At 71.8% G+C, this 15,006-nt stretch carries 15 protein-coding genes; 8 read left to right on the top strand and 7 right to left on the bottom strand.

Annotation, left to right across the window (positions count from 1 at the left end; genetic code table 11):
* Nucleotides 1–10: 10 nt before the first annotated feature.
* The 4 genes from KBX26_RS19040 to KBX26_RS19025 are packed head-to-tail and all read right to left on the bottom strand — an operon-like array spanning nt 11 to nt 5,047.
* Nucleotides 11–1,492, bottom strand: coding sequence for a 2-hydroxymuconic semialdehyde dehydrogenase (locus KBX26_RS19040; protein WP_210866044.1), 1,482 nt, complete (start codon nt 1,490–1,492; stop codon nt 11–13).
* Between the two features lie 23 nt (nt 1,493–1,515).
* A complete protein-coding gene (locus KBX26_RS19035; RefSeq protein WP_210866025.1) occupies nt 1,516–2,853 on the bottom strand; it encodes an NAD(P)/FAD-dependent oxidoreductase in 1,338 nt (445 codons plus the stop codon).
* Nucleotides 2,850–4,130 carry a kynureninase gene (gene kynU / locus KBX26_RS19030; RefSeq protein WP_210866024.1) on the bottom strand — a complete coding sequence of 427 codons (1,281 nt, stop codon included), beginning with the start codon at nt 4,128–4,130 and terminating at the stop codon, nt 2,850–2,852. The genes KBX26_RS19035 and kynU overlap by 4 nt, the downstream gene beginning before the upstream one ends.
* 14 nt (nt 4,131–4,144) lie before the next feature.
* Nucleotides 4,145–5,047, bottom strand: coding sequence for a tryptophan 2,3-dioxygenase (locus KBX26_RS19025; protein ID WP_210861402.1), 903 nt, complete (start codon nt 5,045–5,047; stop codon nt 4,145–4,147).
* Nucleotides 5,048–5,195: 148 nt separating this feature from the next.
* Here KBX26_RS19025 and KBX26_RS19020 point away from each other — a divergent pair, with 148 nt between their 5' ends.
* The 3 genes from KBX26_RS19020 (at nt 5,196) to KBX26_RS19010 (ending at nt 7,142) form a co-directional block, all read left to right on the top strand.
* On the top strand, nt 5,196–5,660 hold the full coding sequence (locus tag KBX26_RS19020; RefSeq protein WP_030333480.1) for an Lrp/AsnC family transcriptional regulator: 465 nt from the start codon (nt 5,196–5,198) through the stop codon (nt 5,658–5,660).
* 105 nt (nt 5,661–5,765) lie between these two features.
* Nucleotides 5,766–6,290 (top strand): hypothetical protein, encoded by a 525-nt coding sequence (locus tag KBX26_RS19015; RefSeq protein ID WP_210866023.1) that lies wholly within the window; start codon nt 5,766–5,768, stop codon nt 6,288–6,290.
* Nucleotides 6,291–6,365: 75 nt separating this feature from the next.
* A complete protein-coding gene (locus KBX26_RS19010; protein ID WP_247680828.1) occupies nt 6,366–7,142 on the top strand; it encodes a class F sortase in 777 nt (258 codons plus the stop codon).
* Here the strand turns inward: KBX26_RS19010 and KBX26_RS19005 are convergent.
* Complete coding sequence (locus tag KBX26_RS19005) at nt 7,085–7,816, bottom strand: TioE family transcriptional regulator (RefSeq protein ID WP_307857854.1); 732 nt, start codon at nt 7,814–7,816, stop codon at nt 7,085–7,087. The two genes, KBX26_RS19010 and KBX26_RS19005, sit on opposite strands and share 58 nt — an antisense overlap.
* Nucleotides 7,817–7,912: 96 nt before the next feature.
* Between KBX26_RS19005 and KBX26_RS19000 the strand changes: the two genes are divergently transcribed.
* Entirely contained in the window at nt 7,913–9,508 is a 1,596-nt protein-coding gene (locus tag KBX26_RS19000; protein ID WP_210866020.1) for a DUF6194 family protein, read from the top strand.
* Nucleotides 9,509–9,523: 15 nt separating this feature from the next.
* Here the strand turns inward: KBX26_RS19000 and KBX26_RS18995 are convergent, their stop codons facing one another.
* The gene (locus KBX26_RS18995) at nt 9,524–10,060 is read right to left on the bottom strand and encodes an HNH endonuclease (RefSeq protein WP_030333470.1); all 537 of its coding nucleotides are present in this window, start codon (nt 10,058–10,060) and stop codon (nt 9,524–9,526) included.
* Nucleotides 10,061–10,283: 223 nt separating this feature from the next.
* On the opposite strand from KBX26_RS18995, the gene KBX26_RS18990 reads away from it, so the two are divergent.
* The 4 genes from KBX26_RS18990 to KBX26_RS18975 all read left to right on the top strand — a co-directional run bounded on the left by KBX26_RS18990 (nt 10,284) and on the right by KBX26_RS18975 (nt 14,303).
* Nucleotides 10,284–11,000 (top strand): hypothetical protein, encoded by a 717-nt coding sequence (locus KBX26_RS18990; RefSeq protein WP_156057617.1) that lies wholly within the window; start codon nt 10,284–10,286, stop codon nt 10,998–11,000.
* 118 nt (nt 11,001–11,118) lie between these two features.
* On the top strand, nt 11,119–12,129 hold the full coding sequence (locus KBX26_RS18985; RefSeq protein ID WP_245233667.1) for a mechanosensitive ion channel family protein: 1,011 nt from the start codon (nt 11,119–11,121) through the stop codon (nt 12,127–12,129).
* Between the two features lie 232 nt (nt 12,130–12,361).
* On the top strand, nt 12,362–13,750 hold the full coding sequence (locus KBX26_RS18980) for an MFS transporter (protein WP_051708604.1): 1,389 nt from the start codon (nt 12,362–12,364) through the stop codon (nt 13,748–13,750).
* A 163-nt stretch (nt 13,751–13,913) separates the two neighbouring features.
* Nucleotides 13,914–14,303, top strand: a complete 390-nt coding sequence (locus tag KBX26_RS18975) for a globin (protein ID WP_081883881.1) — start codon at nt 13,914–13,916, stop codon at nt 14,301–14,303.
* Nucleotides 14,304–14,324: 21 nt separating this feature from the next.
* On the opposite strand, the gene KBX26_RS18970 is transcribed toward KBX26_RS18975, so the two are convergent.
* On the bottom strand, nt 14,325–14,909 hold the full coding sequence (locus KBX26_RS18970) for a YbjN domain-containing protein (RefSeq protein ID WP_030333460.1): 585 nt from the start codon (nt 14,907–14,909) through the stop codon (nt 14,325–14,327).
* Between the last annotated feature and the right edge of the window lie 97 nt (nt 14,910–15,006).

Genomic DNA, 15,006 nt, shown 5'->3' with positions numbered 1-15,006 from the left:
TCGGTACGGCTCACGACAGGTCCACGCAGACGTTGGTGAGTTCGGAGTAGAAGTTCAGCGAGTGCACGCCGCCCTCACGACCGATCCCGGACGCCTTCACCCCACCGAACGGGGTGCGCAGATCCCGCAGGAACCAGGTGTTCACCCAGACGATGCCGGCGTCGAGCCGGGCGCCGGCCCGGTGCGCCACGCCCACGTCCCGGGTCCACACGGTCGCCGCCAGACCGTACTCGGTGCCGTTGGCGAGGGCGTACGCCTCGTCCTCGGTGTCGAACGGCGCCACGTGCACCACCGGGCCGAAGATCTCCTCCCGGTTGGTACGGGCGTCCGGGGCGAGCCCGGTGAGCACCGTCGGCTGCACGTACGACCCGCCGTCGCGGGCGTCGCCGAAGGTGGGCGTGCCGCCGCCGGTGAGCACCTCGGCGCCCTCGGCGCGGGCCAGCTCGTACGCGCCGAGCACCTTCGCGCGGTGCTGGTGGGAGATCAGCGGCATGGTGGCGGTGGCCTCGTCGGTCGGCCAGCCGTACGCCAGCTCACCGGCCCGCATGGCCAGCCGGGCGGTGAACTCCTCGAAGACCGGGCGCTGCACGTAGATGCGTTCGGTGCAGAGGCACACCTGCCCGCCGTTGGTGAAGCTGGACCGCACCGAGCCGGCGACCGCGGCGTCCAGGTCGGCGTCGGCGAAGACCAGGCCGGCGTTCTTGCCGCCCAACTCGAAGCTGACCGCCTTCACCCCGTCGGCGGCGGCCCGCATGATCGCGCCGCCGGTGGCCGACTCGCCGGTGAAGGTGATCGCGTCGACCCCCGGGTGGCGGGTGAGATGTTCACCGGCCGAACCCGGCCCGAAGCCGTGCACCAGGTTGAACACCCCGGCCGGCACCCCGGCCGCCGCCATCACCTCGGCGAGCAGCGTCGCCGAGGCGGGAGTCTCCTCGCTGGGCTTGACCACCACCGCGTTGCCGCAGGCCAGCGCCGGAGCCACCTTCCAGGTGAGCAGCAGCAGCGGCAGGTTCCACGGCACGATGACAGCTACCACACCGACCGGCTTGCGCAGCGCGTAGTTGAGCGCCCGGCCGCCGGTCGGGGTGACAGTGGTGAACGACTCGGTGGGTGCGGTCGCCACGATCTCCGCGAACGCCCGGAAGTTCGCCGCACCGCGCGGAATGTCCAACGTACGGGCCTGGGCGATGGACTTGCCGGTGTCGGCGACCTCGGCGGTGACCAGGTCGTCGAAGCGGCGCTCCAACTCGTCGGCGACGCGGCGCAGCACCTCGGCGCGCTCCCGCTCCCCCATCCGACCCCACGGCCCGCGCAGCGCGGCCCGAGCGGCGGCCACCGCGTCGTCCACGGTGGACTCCGATGCCTCGTCGACCTCGAAGACCTGCTCCCCGGTGACCGGGCTGGCCTTGGCGAACGTCGTCGCGCCGTCGACGAACTCACCGGCGACGAAGTTGCGCAACCGGTGCGGGCCACTCGGCGCGTGGCCGGCCATCAGTCGCGGATCCCAGGTGCCGGTCATGCGCGCCTCCCTCGGCTCAGTGCCGCACCGATCGCGCCGACCAGCAGCAGCGCGGCCCCGCCGACGACCGCCCCGAGCACCCGGTGCTGTCGGCGCACCCGGCGGCGCACCTCGGCGTACGGGGTGGTGGAGAACGACACCAGCTCGTACTGGGAAACGTACCGGCCGGGCAGGGCCCGTTCCAGTGCGTGCTCCACCCGCCTCCGGGCCTGGAAGACCGGGGAGGCGACCTTGTCCCGCATCTCCACGAAGTTGGTGAGCGCCATCGTCGCGATGGCCTCGGCGTTCTCCTGCCGGCGCCGCTGGAACAGCGGCAACGCCGCCAACCAGTCGTCGGCGCACTCGTCCAGGCAGCGGTCCAGCTCCACCACGTCCTCGAACGCGCAGTTGGCGCCCTGGCCGTAGAACGGCACGATGGCGTGCGCCGCGTCGCCGAGCAGGCCGACAGTGCCGCTGACCTGCCAGGGGGTGCAGCGCACCGTGCCGAGCACGCCCACCGGGTTGTGCTGGTAGTCGTCGACCAGGTTCGGGGCCAGCGGGACCACGTCCGGATAGTGCTCGGTGAAGTGCCGTTCGATCTCCGCCGGGCTGGTCAGCGAGGCGAAGCTGCCGGCACCGTCGTTGGGCCAGAACAGCGTGCAGGTGAAGGAGCGGTCCGGGTTCGGCAGGGCGATCATCATCGAGGTGCCGCGCGGCCAGATGTGCAGCGCGTCCTCCTCCAGGGCGAAGTCCCCGCCCAGCGGCGGGATCGTCAGCTCCTTGTAGCCGTAGTCGAGGAAGTCCACGCTCTCGTCGAGCAGCCCGTACGCCAGCAGTTGCCCGCGCACCGCGGAGCCGGCGCCGTCGGCACCCAGCACGACCGACGCCTTCGCCGCGACCGGGCCCTGCGGGGTCTCGAAGCTCAGCGCGCCGTCGGTCGGGTCGAGCCCGACGAGGCGGTGGTCGAAGACGACCCGTACCCCGGGCAGCGCGGCGGCCTCGTCCAGCAGGGCGTTGTTCAGCGCACCCCGGCTGATCGAGTTGATCGCCCGGTCGCCGGCCGCGCTGTACGACTGGAACTGCTGCTCACCCTCGACCGGGTGGATCATCCGGCCGCGCATCGGCAGCGCGTCGGTCATCACCTGCTCGGCCAGCCCGATCCGGCGCAACGCGTCCAGGCCGCGCTCGGAGAGCGCCAGGTTGATCGAGCGGCCGCGCTCGGCGACGCCGGCGCGCGGGTCGGAGCGACGCTCGTAGAGGGCCACCGGGTAGCCCCGCCGGGCCAGGAAGCAGGCCGCCAGACAGCCGGCCAGGCCGGCACCGATGATCGCGATCTCGTCGCGCCGCGCGGTCATGGGTTCACCCGTCCGACCGTCGCGGCCAGCGCGGACGCGGCCCGCCAACAGTCCAGGTACGTGGAGTACAGCGGCACCGGGGCGAACCGGACGACGTCAGGTTCGCGGGCGTCGGCGATGACCCCGTGTTCGTACCGGAGGCGTTTGGTCAGCTCGGCGGCGCTGCCGGAACCGATGCGCACGGAGAGCTGGCAGCCCCGGCGGGCCGGGTCGCGCGGGGTGACCACCCGCAGCGGCCGGCCGACGGTCACCTGGTCGAGCAACGACTCCAGCCAGCCGGTGAGGCGCTGGCTGCGCGCGCGCAGCGCGGTCATCCCCACCGTGTCGAACAGCTCCAGCGAGGTACGCACCGGACCCATCGCGAAGATCGGCGGGTTGGAGATCTGCCAGGCCTCCACTGTGGCCGGTGGCCGGGACACCGGCGTCATCTCGAACCGGGTCGCCGCCGCGGTGCTCCACCACCCCTCGAAACGGGGCAGGCTGTCGTCGCCGAGGTGCCGCTCGTGCACGAAGACACCGGCCAGGGCACCCGGGCCGGAGTTCAGGTACTTGTAGGAGCACCACGCGGCGAAGTCGACATCCCAGTCGTGCAGGGCCAGCGGCACGTTCCCGACGGCGTGGGCCAGGTCCCAACCGACCACCGCGCCGGCGGCCCGGCCGGCAGCGGTGATCGCCGGGATGTCCAGCAGCTCGCCGGTGAGGTAGTTGACGCCGCCGAGCAGCACCAGCGCCACCCGGTCACCCTCGGCGGCCAGGTAGTCGGTCACATCCTCGGTGCGCAGGGCGTCCTCACCGTCGCGCGGACGCAACCGGACCACTGTGTCGTCCGGGTCCAGGCCGTGGAACCGGGCCTGGCTGCGCACCGCGTAGCTGTCCGAGGGGAAGGCCGCGTCCTCGATAACGATGCGGGTGCGCGCGCCGGCCGGGCGGTAGAAACTGACCATCAGCAGGTGCAGGTTGACGGTGAGCGAGTTCATCACCACGGCCTCCGCCGGGCGGGCGCCGACCAGTCGGGCGGCCGGCCCGGTCAACAACTCGTGGTACGGCAGCCAGGCGCGCTCCGCCTCCAGGTGCCCCTCCACGCCGAGCCGCCCCCACGCGTCCAGGTCGGCCAGGAGTTCGTCGCGGGTGGCCCGAGGTTGCAGGCCGAGTGAGTTGCCGGCCAGGTACGCCGACTCGGGGTGCTCGCCCCCGTCGGCCGGCGGCACGTGGAACAGGTGCCGGTGGCCGGGGTCGGCCTCGTCGCGGCGATGCGCTTCTTGTTCTGAGGTGTGCATGTCTCGCTCTCCGGTCACATCGCGGTGCGGGCCGACCACAGCTCCGGGAAGACCACCCGGGCCATGCTGCGTTGCAACCACGCCAGGCCGGCGGAGCCTCCGCTGCCGACCTTGGCGCCCATTGTCCGCTGCACCGCCTTGACGTGATTCCAGCGCCAGTCGCCGAACTCCTCGGCGACCGCGCTCAGCGCCTCACCGAGCAGCCGCAGGTGGTTGTCCGGGCCGGCGTCGTCGTAGATCCGCACCCAGGCCGCCTCGACCGAGGGCTGCGGGTCGTGCTCGACGGCCACGTCCCGGTCGAGCAGGTCGGCGGGGAGGTCGAAGCCGCGGCGGGCGAGCAGGGCGAGCACGTCGTCCCAGAGGCTGGGGGTGGCCAGCGCGGCGCTCAGCGCGGCGTGCACCTCGGCCTGCCGGCGGAACGGGCGGATCAGCGTCGGGTCGCGCAACCCGAGCAGGAACTCCAGCTGCCGGTACATCGCCGACTGGAAGCCGGAGGCTTCGCCGAGCAGGTTGCGGAACCGGTTGAAGTCGGCCGGGCTCATCCAGCGCAGGCCCTGCCAGGCGGCGTTGAGCCCCTCAAGGTGCAGCTTGGCTCGGCCCAGCGGGGCCAACGCCTCCCAGACCTGGTCGACGCGGATCAGCCGCTGGGTCTCCCGCAACTCGTGGCAGGTCAGCCCGAAGTACAGCTCCATGATCTGGCTGACCATCAGGAAGGACATTTCGCCGGGGTCGTCGCTGAGCGGGTGCTGCATCTTGTGCAGGGCGCTGGCCTGCACGTACGCGTCGTACGGCACCATGTCGGCGAACTCCAACGTCGGCTCGCCACCGGTCCGCTCCGCCTGCGCGGCACGCTGCCCGGGGGTCACCGGCTGCACCGTGGCACGGCGGTTCGTCGCCCGCCGCTCCGTCTGATCCACCATCTCGTCTCCCTCCCCCGGACTAGGCGACGCCATGATCTCGCGGTCGGATCGGCCTGCGGAATGCCGAATCAACGGCTCTCGCCGCCTTCTCCTGGCAAACCAAAGGCAACTAGGCGAAGTCGGTTCACGAAAGTAAGGTCTGAGCGTGGACGACATGGACTGGGCGCTGCTGCGCGAGTTGCAGGCCGACGCGCGGCTCTCCTTCAGCGAGTTGTCCCGGCGGGTGCACCTGTCGCCGCCGTCGGTAGCGGAGCGGGTCCGCCGGCTGGAGGAGTCCGGGGTCATCACCGGCTACCACGCCCATGTCGACCTGACCCGCGCCGGCCGAACAGTGGTCGCGTTGATCCGGATGTCCTGTTACGGAACGCGGTGCATCCTGCACGACCCGGCGGTGGCCGGCTGGCCGGAGATCCTGGAGATCCACCGGATCACCGGGGACGCGTGCAGCGTGCTGAAGGTGGCGGCCGGCTCGATCGGCGCGTTCGAGGGGGTCATCGACCGTCTCGCCCCGTACGGCCAACCGTCGAGCACGATGGTCCTTTCCTCCCCGCTGAACTGGCAGCCCGTGACCCCCCTTGCCAGCCCGAACCCCGCACCCCGCCCCCGCTGACCCCCCGCACCTCGCCCGCCTGCGGGTTTGCGCCTGCGCCAACGGGAAAGCAGCGCGCGTGCCCAGGGGAGGGTTCCGGCGGTCGTCGCCGGTTGGGGGGAAATCATGCAGGGAATCCGCACGATCAACCGCGCGCTCTCGTCGCTACTGACACTGGTGGGGCTGGTCGGGGCGTTCGTCCTGTTGTCGGTCGCACCGGCTCGGGCCGGCGAGAACGTCTTCGTCGAGGTGACACCGAACAGCGCCCAGGCCGGTAGCCGGGTCAGCATCAAGGCAAGCTGCGACAACGACAACAACAACCGCCAGTCCAATGTGCACTCCGACGCGTTCGGGAACGTGATGCTCAAACCGGACAGGGGTTTCCTGACCGGACAGGTGACCATTCCGCGTGACAAGCCGGCCGGTGACTACCCGGTCGACCTGCGCTGCGAAAACGGCCAGACCTCGTCGACCACGCTGACAGTGCTGAACATGGCCTCGCCCAGCAAGGGGCCGGCGACCGGTGGCGGCGGTATGGCCGGCGGTCGCGGCACCGGCTCGTTGCTGGTGCTCGGTGGCGTCGCGTTGGTGGCCACCGCGATCGGGCTCGGGATGGCCGGCGGCCGGCGTCGATCGGGAGCCGGCTCCTGAGCCGGATCACCAATGACCCGCAGATCCGCGCGTGCGCGGCGGGACCGCCGCGCCCGCCTCCGGGCCGGGCCGGCGCTGCGCGCGTCCGGCCGGCTGGTGGCGCGCGTCTCCGGGCGGCTGCGCCGGGTCGCCGGGCAGGCGGTGTCGGCAAGTGTCGCCACCATCGATCCGGCCGCCCGCCCGCTGCCGCCACGGCGTCCGGCCGGGCCGCCGTCGGTCCGACACCGTTTCGCTACGAGCCCCGGGTTGCCGGTGCTGGCCATCGGCGCGCTGATGGTGCTGATCGTGGCGATGCTCGGCGTCGAGCAGGTGACCGGGATGAGCCTGCTGCCGGACCGGCTCAGCGCCGGCCTGCGACCGCCGCCGAAGAAGTTCCCGGTGCTGCCGGCCAGCCAGCCGACCAGCCTCGCCATCGAGGAGATCGGCGTGCGGGCGCCGGTGCACGCCGTGGGCATCGCCCCGGACGGCACGATCGCCGTGCCGGACGCGGGCCGCGCCCAGGAGGCCGGGTGGTACGACCAGGGGCCCACCCCGGGCCAGTACGGTCCCGCCGTGATCGTCGGGCACGTCGACACCACCAGCGGCCCGGCGGTCTTCCACAAACTCCGCGAGCTGCGCTCCGGTGACGAGATCGAGGTCACCCGCACCGATCAGCGGGTGGCGGTCTTCGAGGTCAACTCGGTGGAGAAGTTCGACAAGGGCCGGCTGCCGGTGGACGAGGTGTACGGGGACTTCAGCCGCCCGAGCCTGCGACTGATCACCTGTGGCGGGCAGTGGGTCGGCGGCGAGACCGGCTACGCGGACAACGTGGTGGTCTTCGCCTCGCTGGTCAAGGCGCGTTCCGGCGGCTGAGCAGCGTCGAGGTAGTCGGCGAGCCGGGCGGCAGCGGTGAGCATGGCCCGGCCCCGCTCGGTGAGCCGCTGCCGCCACTGACCCAGCGACGCGGCGAGCGGTTCCGCGCCGCCCGCGTCGCGCACCCGACGCAGCACGTCGGCGATGTGGTCGAGCCGGTACCCGCCCCGGCGCAGCAGGTGGGCCAGTTCGGCGTCGCGGACGTCGTCAGCCGAGTAGACGCGGTAGCCGGTCGCCGGGTCACGCACCGGCCGCAGAATCCCGGCCCGCTCCCACTTGCGTAGCGTGGCCGGTCGTACACCGAGCCGGTGGGCCAGCACGCTGATCGGCACGGCTCTGCGACTCTGCGGCTGCGGCGGCGCCCCGGTGAGCGTCGCCACCGCCGCCTCGACCGCGTCCAGGGTTTCCCGATCGCGCTGGAGCAGGGCATGACCCTGGTCGACGACGCGCAGCGCCGTGTCGATCTCACCCCGGTTGACGGCCCGCATGATCTCGCCGCTGGCCGGATAGCCGTGGCCCACGATCAACGCGAGGTAGGCGCTCAGGGCCTTGGCGTGCAGCTCGGTGAAGCGACGGTAGCCGTTCGGGGTGCGCTGGGCCGGCGGCAGGACGCCGTCGCGTTCGTAGTTGCGCACGGCCTGCGCGGAGAGGCCGTGCGCACGCGCGAGATCCACCGGTCGGCGTACACCCGGGTTTGAGGGTTTTGTGGCTGTCACCGCGCTCCGCCGCTCGTAGGTCTCAAACGCTGGTTCAACGATACGGTTCATGGAATGGCATCTTTTCTCGACCTGCTGGCGGCATCCCCGGACCTTCTCGCGCTCGGTGAACCGACGCACGGTGAATCCGCCTTCCTGCAGCTGCGCAACGAGGCCTTCCTGTCGCTGGCGGAGCACGGATACCGCTCGATCGCCCTGGAGAGCGACCGGGCGGCCGGGCTGATCGCCGACGAGTTCGTGCGGGGCGTCGCCGACGTGACGCTCGACCGTGCGCTCGCCGAAGGGTTCAGCCACGGGTTCGGCGCGTACCCGGCCAACCGCGACCTGCTGCTGCGGATGCGGGAGTGGAACGCCGGACGGCCGGACGCGGAGCGATTGACGTTCCACGGCTTCGACGCCCCGGTCGAGCTGGACAGCGCGCCGAGCCCACGCCACCACCTCCGCCAGGTCTGCCACTTCCTGGGCGTGGACCGGTCCGCCGAGATCGACGACCTGATCGGGGACGAGGCGCGGTGGAGTGACCCGGCCGCGATCTGGGAGCCGGGCCGGTCGGTCGGGCGTTCGGCGGACGCGCAGCGTCTGCGGGTGATCGCCGACGACCTGCTGACCGAGCTGTACCTGCGGGCACCGGCCAGGTCCGAGGGCTGGTCGGCGGCGTTAGTGCACGCCACGGCCGCAGTGGAGTTGCTGCGCTACCACGCCGCAGCCGCCACCTCGGTGGCGCAGGAGGAACGTTTCAACCGCCTGGCCGCGGTCCGGGACGCGCTCATGGCCGAGAACCTGCTCGCGATCCGGGCCGTCGAGGCCCATCGCGGACCCACAGTGGTCTTCGCGCACAACGCGCACCTGCAACGCCACCAGAGCACGATGATGCTCGCCGACAGGCAGCTGACCTGGGCCGGCGCCGGTGCGATCGTCGCGGCGCTGCTGGGTGACCGGTACGCGGTGATCGCCGGCAGCCTCGGCGCGAGCCCGGCGCTCGGCATCGGAGCGCCCGCCGGTTCGACCTACGAGGGCAGGCTCCAGCAGCAGGCCGGCCTGCCCCGGTACCTGCCGGCGGCCGACATCGCGCCGGCCGAGCGGCGGACGCACGACTACCGCTACTTCCCGCTGGATCAGGCCACGATCGACCACGCCGACCTGGTCCTGCACATCCCGACCGGTGTCGACGCGGCGGTGCTCGCCGATCGGATCCTCGCACTGCCCGACGTCGAGCAGGTGGTGGCGAGCGAGGAGAACGGATCACCCGAGGCGGCGTGGGGCGACCGGTTCTTCCACGTGGGCCCGGACCGCCGCCAGCCGTTCGCCACCATCGTCGAGCACGACGTGCCCGGCTTCGACGAGGCCGCACAGCTCGACCGCCCCGGCGTCTTCCGCCTCAACCTGGACCTCGGCCGGGCCGAGTTCGAGCGGCTGTTCGGCTTCCCGCCCAAGGAGTTCGAGGAGCACCGGCACGAGTTCGACTTCGCCCGGCTGGACACCCTCGCGCCGCACCCGGGCTACGCCCTGTACGGGTTCGCCAGCGTCGTCATGCCCGGCCCGCACCTGCTGCCCGAGATCGACCGGCTGCTCGCGGTCGCGCACCGCCGGGCTGTCGACCGCCACGAACGCGCGACCCGCCGGGCACCCCACCCGCAGTCCGGAGCCTGACCACGCCCCTCGACGTCAGGCGGCGGCCTCGGGCTCCCGCAGGTCCAACCAGTCGGCCCAGCGGGGGTCGGGGGCGCGGTGCCCGAGGACCCGCCAGGCGGTGCCCTTCGGGGCGGCCGGCAACGCGTGTAACCGCCACCCCATCTCGGCCGGGGTCTTGTCGCCCTTGGTGTGGTTGCACCTGGCGCACGCGGCGACGACGTTCTCCCAGGCGTGCCGGCCGCCCCGGCTGCGCGGGAAGACGTGGTCGATGGTCTCGGCCGGGCCCCGGCAGTAGGCGCACCGCCACCCGTCCCGGGCGAAGATCGCCCGCCGGGACAGCCCGACATGCGTTCGGTACGGCACCCGGACGAAGCGCGTCAGCCGGACCACCGACGGCACCGGGAGCGCGTCCCGGGCGCTGTGCAGGATGCCGTCACCATCGGCGACGCAGACCGCCTTGGCGGAGAGGACGAGGATCGCGGCGCGACGCACCGACACGACACACAGCGGCTCGTAGGTGGCGTTGAGGACCAACGCGCCGGAGCCCACCGTGGGTCGTATGTCAGGCATCGCGCTCACCCTCCCGGTTCAGCGGCTGCTGGGGACCGCCGCCGACCGGGGCCGGGCACAACGGCCCACACGGTCGACGCCGGGCCGATCACCGACGTCCGTTGCGCCAATAGTCCCTGATCGGACCCCGGATTGCACGTACTAATCTCTCTTCTGGTAAGCGGATCACCCCTGCCGGGTCGGGTAGCTGCGGCAGTGGCCATCGACACCTATGGTCACGGGCATGATCGACAGACTTTCCGCCGCCACCGTGCGCCACCGGCACGTCGTCCTGGCGCTCGGGCTTGTCCTTGCCTGCGTGAACGCCGCCGCCCCGGGTTCCACCGTGGGGACCCGCGTCCTGCTGTTGCTGTCCCTGGCGGCGCTGGTCCTGTCGGTGTTCCTCATGGGGGTCCGTCCGGCCTACTTCGTGGTGCGGCCGCAGGTTCCCGCCTTCGCCACCCCTGGTCCGGCCTGGATGGTGTTCTTCGCCCTGGGCTACCTCGGGCCCGCGTCGCTCTGCCTCGGCGCGCTGATCCGCTCGACCAGCGAGGGCACTCTGTCGACGTTCGACCTGGTTTTCAATCTTCTCTGGTTGCTCCTGGCCGCGTTGGTGATCACGCGGGCGTGGCGGGGTCACGGGGTACGCCTGCATCCGTCCGGGGTACGGCAGACCTGGCCGCTGGGCTCGCTCACCGTGCCGTGGGAGGCAATGCTGGCGCCGCAGGTTCCCCCGGCGACCGACAGTCGTCCGTGGCTGGCGATGCGGATCACGGAACCCGAACTGGTTCGGGGGCGCGGCATCCCGCGCAGCCGGCGGGCGTTGCGGACGGACGTCGTCGATCCGGGATTCCTCGCCTCTGCCATCGGGCACTACGTCGCGCACCCCGAACACCGGGCGGCGATCGGCAGTCACGCCGAGTACGAACGGCTGCGCGCCGAGTTGCCCGCGAGAGGGTGAGCAACGACCGGCAGGCAAGCCTGCCGGTGGAATCACCGGCCGGTGGGTCGGCGGCGGACGCCCGGTCTCCTTACGGTACGAAGACAGGGTGAGTGCCGCCAGCGTGACGCCCCTAGCCCTGTCCGACGCCGTCTCGGTGAGCTGCCAGGGCAGCACCTCCTGCGAGTGGATCTACCGGATCACCGGGTCCGGCTGGTTCGCCGAGGGCAGCTACTGGATCCTGCTCAAACCGCTTCGGGTGCTGCTGATCCTGGCGCTGGCGATGGTGGCCCGGTGGGCGCTGCACCGGACGATCAACCGGTTGGTGCGGACGACCACCGACGGCGCGGTGCCGACGATGCTGCGGCCGCTGCGCGAGCGGGTGCCCACCGCCGCGGCCGACCCGGCCGAGTTCGTCCCCGAGCGACGACGGCAGCGGGCCGAGGCGATCGGGTCGGTGCTGCGCAGCCTGACCACCGCGTTCGTCTTCGGCATCGCGCTGCTGATGATCCTTCGCGAGTTCAGCTTCGACCTGGCTCCGCTGCTGGCCAGCGCGGGGATCGCCGGCGTCGCGCTGGGCTTCGGTGCGCAGAGTCTGGTGAAGGACCTGATAGCCGGCCTCTTCATGCTGATCGAGGACCAGTACGGCGTGGGCGACAACGTCGACCTGGGCGAGGCGATGGGTGTGGTCGAGTCGGTCGGCCTGCGGGTCACCACGGTGCGCGACGGCCGGGGCGTGCTCTGGTACATCCGCAACGGCGAGATCATCCGGGTGGGCAACAAGAGCCAGGGCTGGGCCCTCGTGGTGGTGGACCTGCCGATCGGCTTCAACAGCACCGAGGAGGCCACCGCGGTGCTGCGGACCGCTGCCGCCTCGGTCGCGATGGACCCGGAGCTGTCGCCGGAGATCGTGGAGGCACCCGAGGTGCTGGGGGTCGAACAGGTGACGGTGGACGGCGCGGTGATCCGCACAGTGGTGAAGACGACCGCGGACGGGCAGTTCGCTGTGGGTCGGGAGTTGCGTCGGCGGCTCGCGGAGGCCCTGGAGAACTCGGGGATCACCGCGCAGATCGCGGCGGCCCGCATCTATCCCGGTCTCTCGACCCGCCCGCTGTCCGACGGTGAGACTGGTCAGGGCGGCGCCACCTGACCCGGCGACATCGTCCTGCGATTCAGGGGTCGCGAGCCGGCCGGCCCCTCGGGTATCGTCCGTTCGTTCAGTCGGGGAGGCGACGAACGACCCGTTCGACCTAGCTAGTTGTCAGACGATCGGGCAGAATCCGGAACACGCGTTCCCACCAAAGCGTGATCACATCCTCGCTGATCCGTAGATCTGACGAGAGCTTCCGGCCGTGCTGCCACGAGCGGCCAAGCCGGGGCCGATGGAGGCGACGGTGCCTAACGAGCGACCTTCCGCGGAAGGCCCGGCCACATTTCGCGAAGTGTTCTCCCAGCGCGAGTTCCGGGCTGTGTTCGTGGCCAGCGCGCTCTCCTGGGTCGGCGACTATGTAGCGAAGGCCGCCGTCACCCTGCTCGTCTTCCAGCAGACCCGGTCCGTCGCGCTCTCCGCGGCCGCCTTCGCCGTCAGCTTCCTGCCCTGGCTGCTCGGTGGTCCGGTGCTCGCCGCACTCGCGGAGCGGTACCCGTACCGGCGGGTGATGGTGGCATGCGACCTCATCCGGATGGCGCTGATGCTGCTCATCGCCATTCCGAGCCTGCCGTACCAGGCGGTGCTGGTGCTCATCTTCGCCGCCACCTTGGCCAACCCACCGAGCCAGGCGGCGAAGTCCGCGCTGATCCCGCAGTTGCTCACCGGGGACCGACTGGTGCTGGGTCTGTCGCTGAACAGCAGCGTCGGGCAGGCCGCCCAGGTGGTGGGGTACGCCTTCGGCGCCGCTCTCGCCGCGATCACCCCGGAGGTGGCGCTGCTGTTCAACGCGGCCACGTTCGGCCTCTCGGCGCTGCTGGTACGCCTGGGCGTGCGCGACCGCCCGGCGGTGATGAACCCGGCGCACCGCAGTCACCTGCTGCGCGAGACCCGCCAGGGGTTCGGCATCGTGTTCGGCACACCGGTGCTGCGGGCCATCGCGGTGCTGGTGTTCAGCGCGATGCTCTTCTCGATCGTTCCCGAAGGGCTGGCCGCGGCCTGGGCCAACGACGAGAGTCGCGGCGCCGTCAGTGCGGGCACCGCCCAGGCAGCGATCATGATGGCGAACCCGATCGGCTTCATCCTCGGCGGGTTGCTGGTGAGTCGCCTGTTCGGGCCGGCCCGCCGACTGAAGCTGATGCGGCCGCTCGCGGTGCTCGCCCCCCTGATGCTCGTGCCGGCCCTCCTCGACCCCCCGCCGTTGATGGTCGCGCTGCTCGCCGCGCTCTGCGGGTTCGCGGTCGCCGGCATGATGCCGATGGCCAACGGGTTGTTCGTCCAGGCGCTGCCGGACGGGTTCCGGGCCCGCGCCTTCGGCGTGATGGCCACCGGTGTGCAGGTCATCCAGGGTTTCGCGGTGCTGGTCACCGGGGTGCTCGCCGACCGGTTCCCGATCCCGATCGTGGTCGGGGTGTGGAGCGCGGCCGGGGTGGTGCTCATGGCGGTGGCCACGCTGCGCTGGCCGGACCGGCAGACGGTGGACGACGCGATCACCGCCGCTGCGAAGGCCAACGTCGAGCCGCCGGCCGTCGGACCCGACGGCCCTCCCGGTGACCGCTCGCCGGGAGGCGCCACCGCCGACCCGCACGCCGGTGACGGACACCGCCGGCACGCCGTCACCTGACCCGTCGCGCCGAGGTCGACACGAGCGGGTCGGACGCCCGACATCGGGGGGCGTCGACCCGGCGTGATCCGACGCACGCCGTGCGGGTCGGGTCGGCCCGGGGCGCACCTGGCAGGATGGAACTGTGACTTCCGCAGGCGAATCCGACCGTCCCGGTGCGTCGATGACCCTCTTCGAGGCGGTCGGCGGCGAACCCACCTTCCGCAGGCTGGTCGACGAGTTCTACGCCGGTATCGCCACCGATCCCCTGCTGCGCCCCATGTACCCGGAGGAGGACCTGGGCCCGGCCGCGGACCGGATGACCCTGTTCCTGATGCAGTACTGGGGCGGGCCGAACACCTACTCCGCCCAGCGCGGGCACCCGCGGCTGCGGATGCGGCACGCGCCGTTCCGGATCGGCGCGGCCGAACGGGACGCCTGGCTGCGGAACATGCGCCGGGCCGTGGATCGACTCGACCTTGAGCCGGAGATCGCCGGCACCCTCTGGGACTACCTGGAGCGGGCCGCGTACTTCATGGTCAACGTCGAGGACGACCCCGCCCACGGCGTCTGACCCGCCCGGCCCGCCACACCGTCAGAGCAGCGCGCCCTCGTCGTGCAGCCAGTCCACGAAGCTGGTGGCGACCGCCGCGCCACAGTCGAGCATCTCGACCAACAGCGCGTCGTGGGTGCCGGCACCGAGCGGGACCTGAAGCTCCGCGTAGATCGGCAACTGACCGCGCTCGGTCGGGTCACCGATGTACGCCTTGCAGAACCGGCGGGTGTGGTTCCACTCGTTGACCACCCGGTACGCCCGGTCGGCCCAGTCCGGCGGGACCGTGGCGTGCGGACGGGCCCGCATGACGAGGATCTCGTCCTCGGGGCCTTCCAGGGTGACCAGCACCGCGTGCCGCTCCCACATCGCCAGCAGGTTGCCGTCGCCGTCGGCCAGGTAGCGCACGTCCAGTAGATCGAGTGCGTCACAGACCCGGCGCAGGCTCACCGGCTCGACGGTGGCGGGCATCTCGGTCAGCACTGGCCGCTCGTTGGACGGGCAGTCGTCCCCCGGCTGGCGAGGGCTGGGCGGACCAATCCGGACCGCACTGTCGACTGTGATCCCGCTTCGGGTTTCCGGATCGCCGCCGTCGGCGGGACCGGGGCGCCATGACCACCACGGCATCGCTCGCGCACCTCACTCCCCAGCGGATCCAGTCGCCTACGGTGCGTTGGATCCGAGGATGGACGGTACCCGGACAGCCGGGTTGAAGCACCCCCCC

The sequence above is a fragment of the Micromonospora sp. C97 genome (genome assembly GCF_018070385.1).
GTDB lineage: Bacteria > Actinomycetota > Actinomycetes > Mycobacteriales > Micromonosporaceae > Micromonospora > Micromonospora parva.
This window is presented reverse-complemented; position numbering and strand designations above follow the sequence as displayed.

Excerpts from the sequence above, each read along its gene's own strand:
- KBX26_RS18980 (WP_051708604.1), top strand. The coding sequence starts at position 12,362 with ATGGAGGCGACGGTGCCTAACGAGCGACCTTCCGCGGAAGGCCCGGCC.
- KBX26_RS19035 (WP_210866025.1), bottom strand. The coding sequence starts at position 2,853 with ATGACCGCGCGGCGCGACGAGATCGCGATCATCGGTGCCGGCCTGGCC.
- KBX26_RS19015 (WP_210866023.1), top strand. The coding sequence starts at position 5,766 with ATGCAGGGAATCCGCACGATCAACCGCGCGCTCTCGTCGCTACTGACA.
- KBX26_RS18995 (WP_030333470.1), bottom strand. The coding sequence starts at position 10,060 with ATGCCTGACATACGACCCACGGTGGGCTCCGGCGCGTTGGTCCTCAAC.
- KBX26_RS18975 (WP_081883881.1), top strand. The coding sequence starts at position 13,914 with ATGACCCTCTTCGAGGCGGTCGGCGGCGAACCCACCTTCCGCAGGCTG.
- KBX26_RS18990 (WP_156057617.1), top strand. The coding sequence starts at position 10,284 with ATGATCGACAGACTTTCCGCCGCCACCGTGCGCCACCGGCACGTCGTC.
- KBX26_RS19000 (WP_210866020.1), top strand. The coding sequence starts at position 7,913 with ATGGCATCTTTTCTCGACCTGCTGGCGGCATCCCCGGACCTTCTCGCG.
- kynU (WP_210866024.1), bottom strand. The coding sequence starts at position 4,130 with ATGCACACCTCAGAACAAGAAGCGCATCGCCGCGACGAGGCCGACCCC.
- KBX26_RS18970 (WP_030333460.1), bottom strand. The coding sequence starts at position 14,909 with ATGCCGTGGTGGTCATGGCGCCCCGGTCCCGCCGACGGCGGCGATCCG.
- KBX26_RS19040 (WP_210866044.1), bottom strand. The coding sequence starts at position 1,492 with ATGGCCGGCCACGCGCCGAGTGGCCCGCACCGGTTGCGCAACTTCGTC.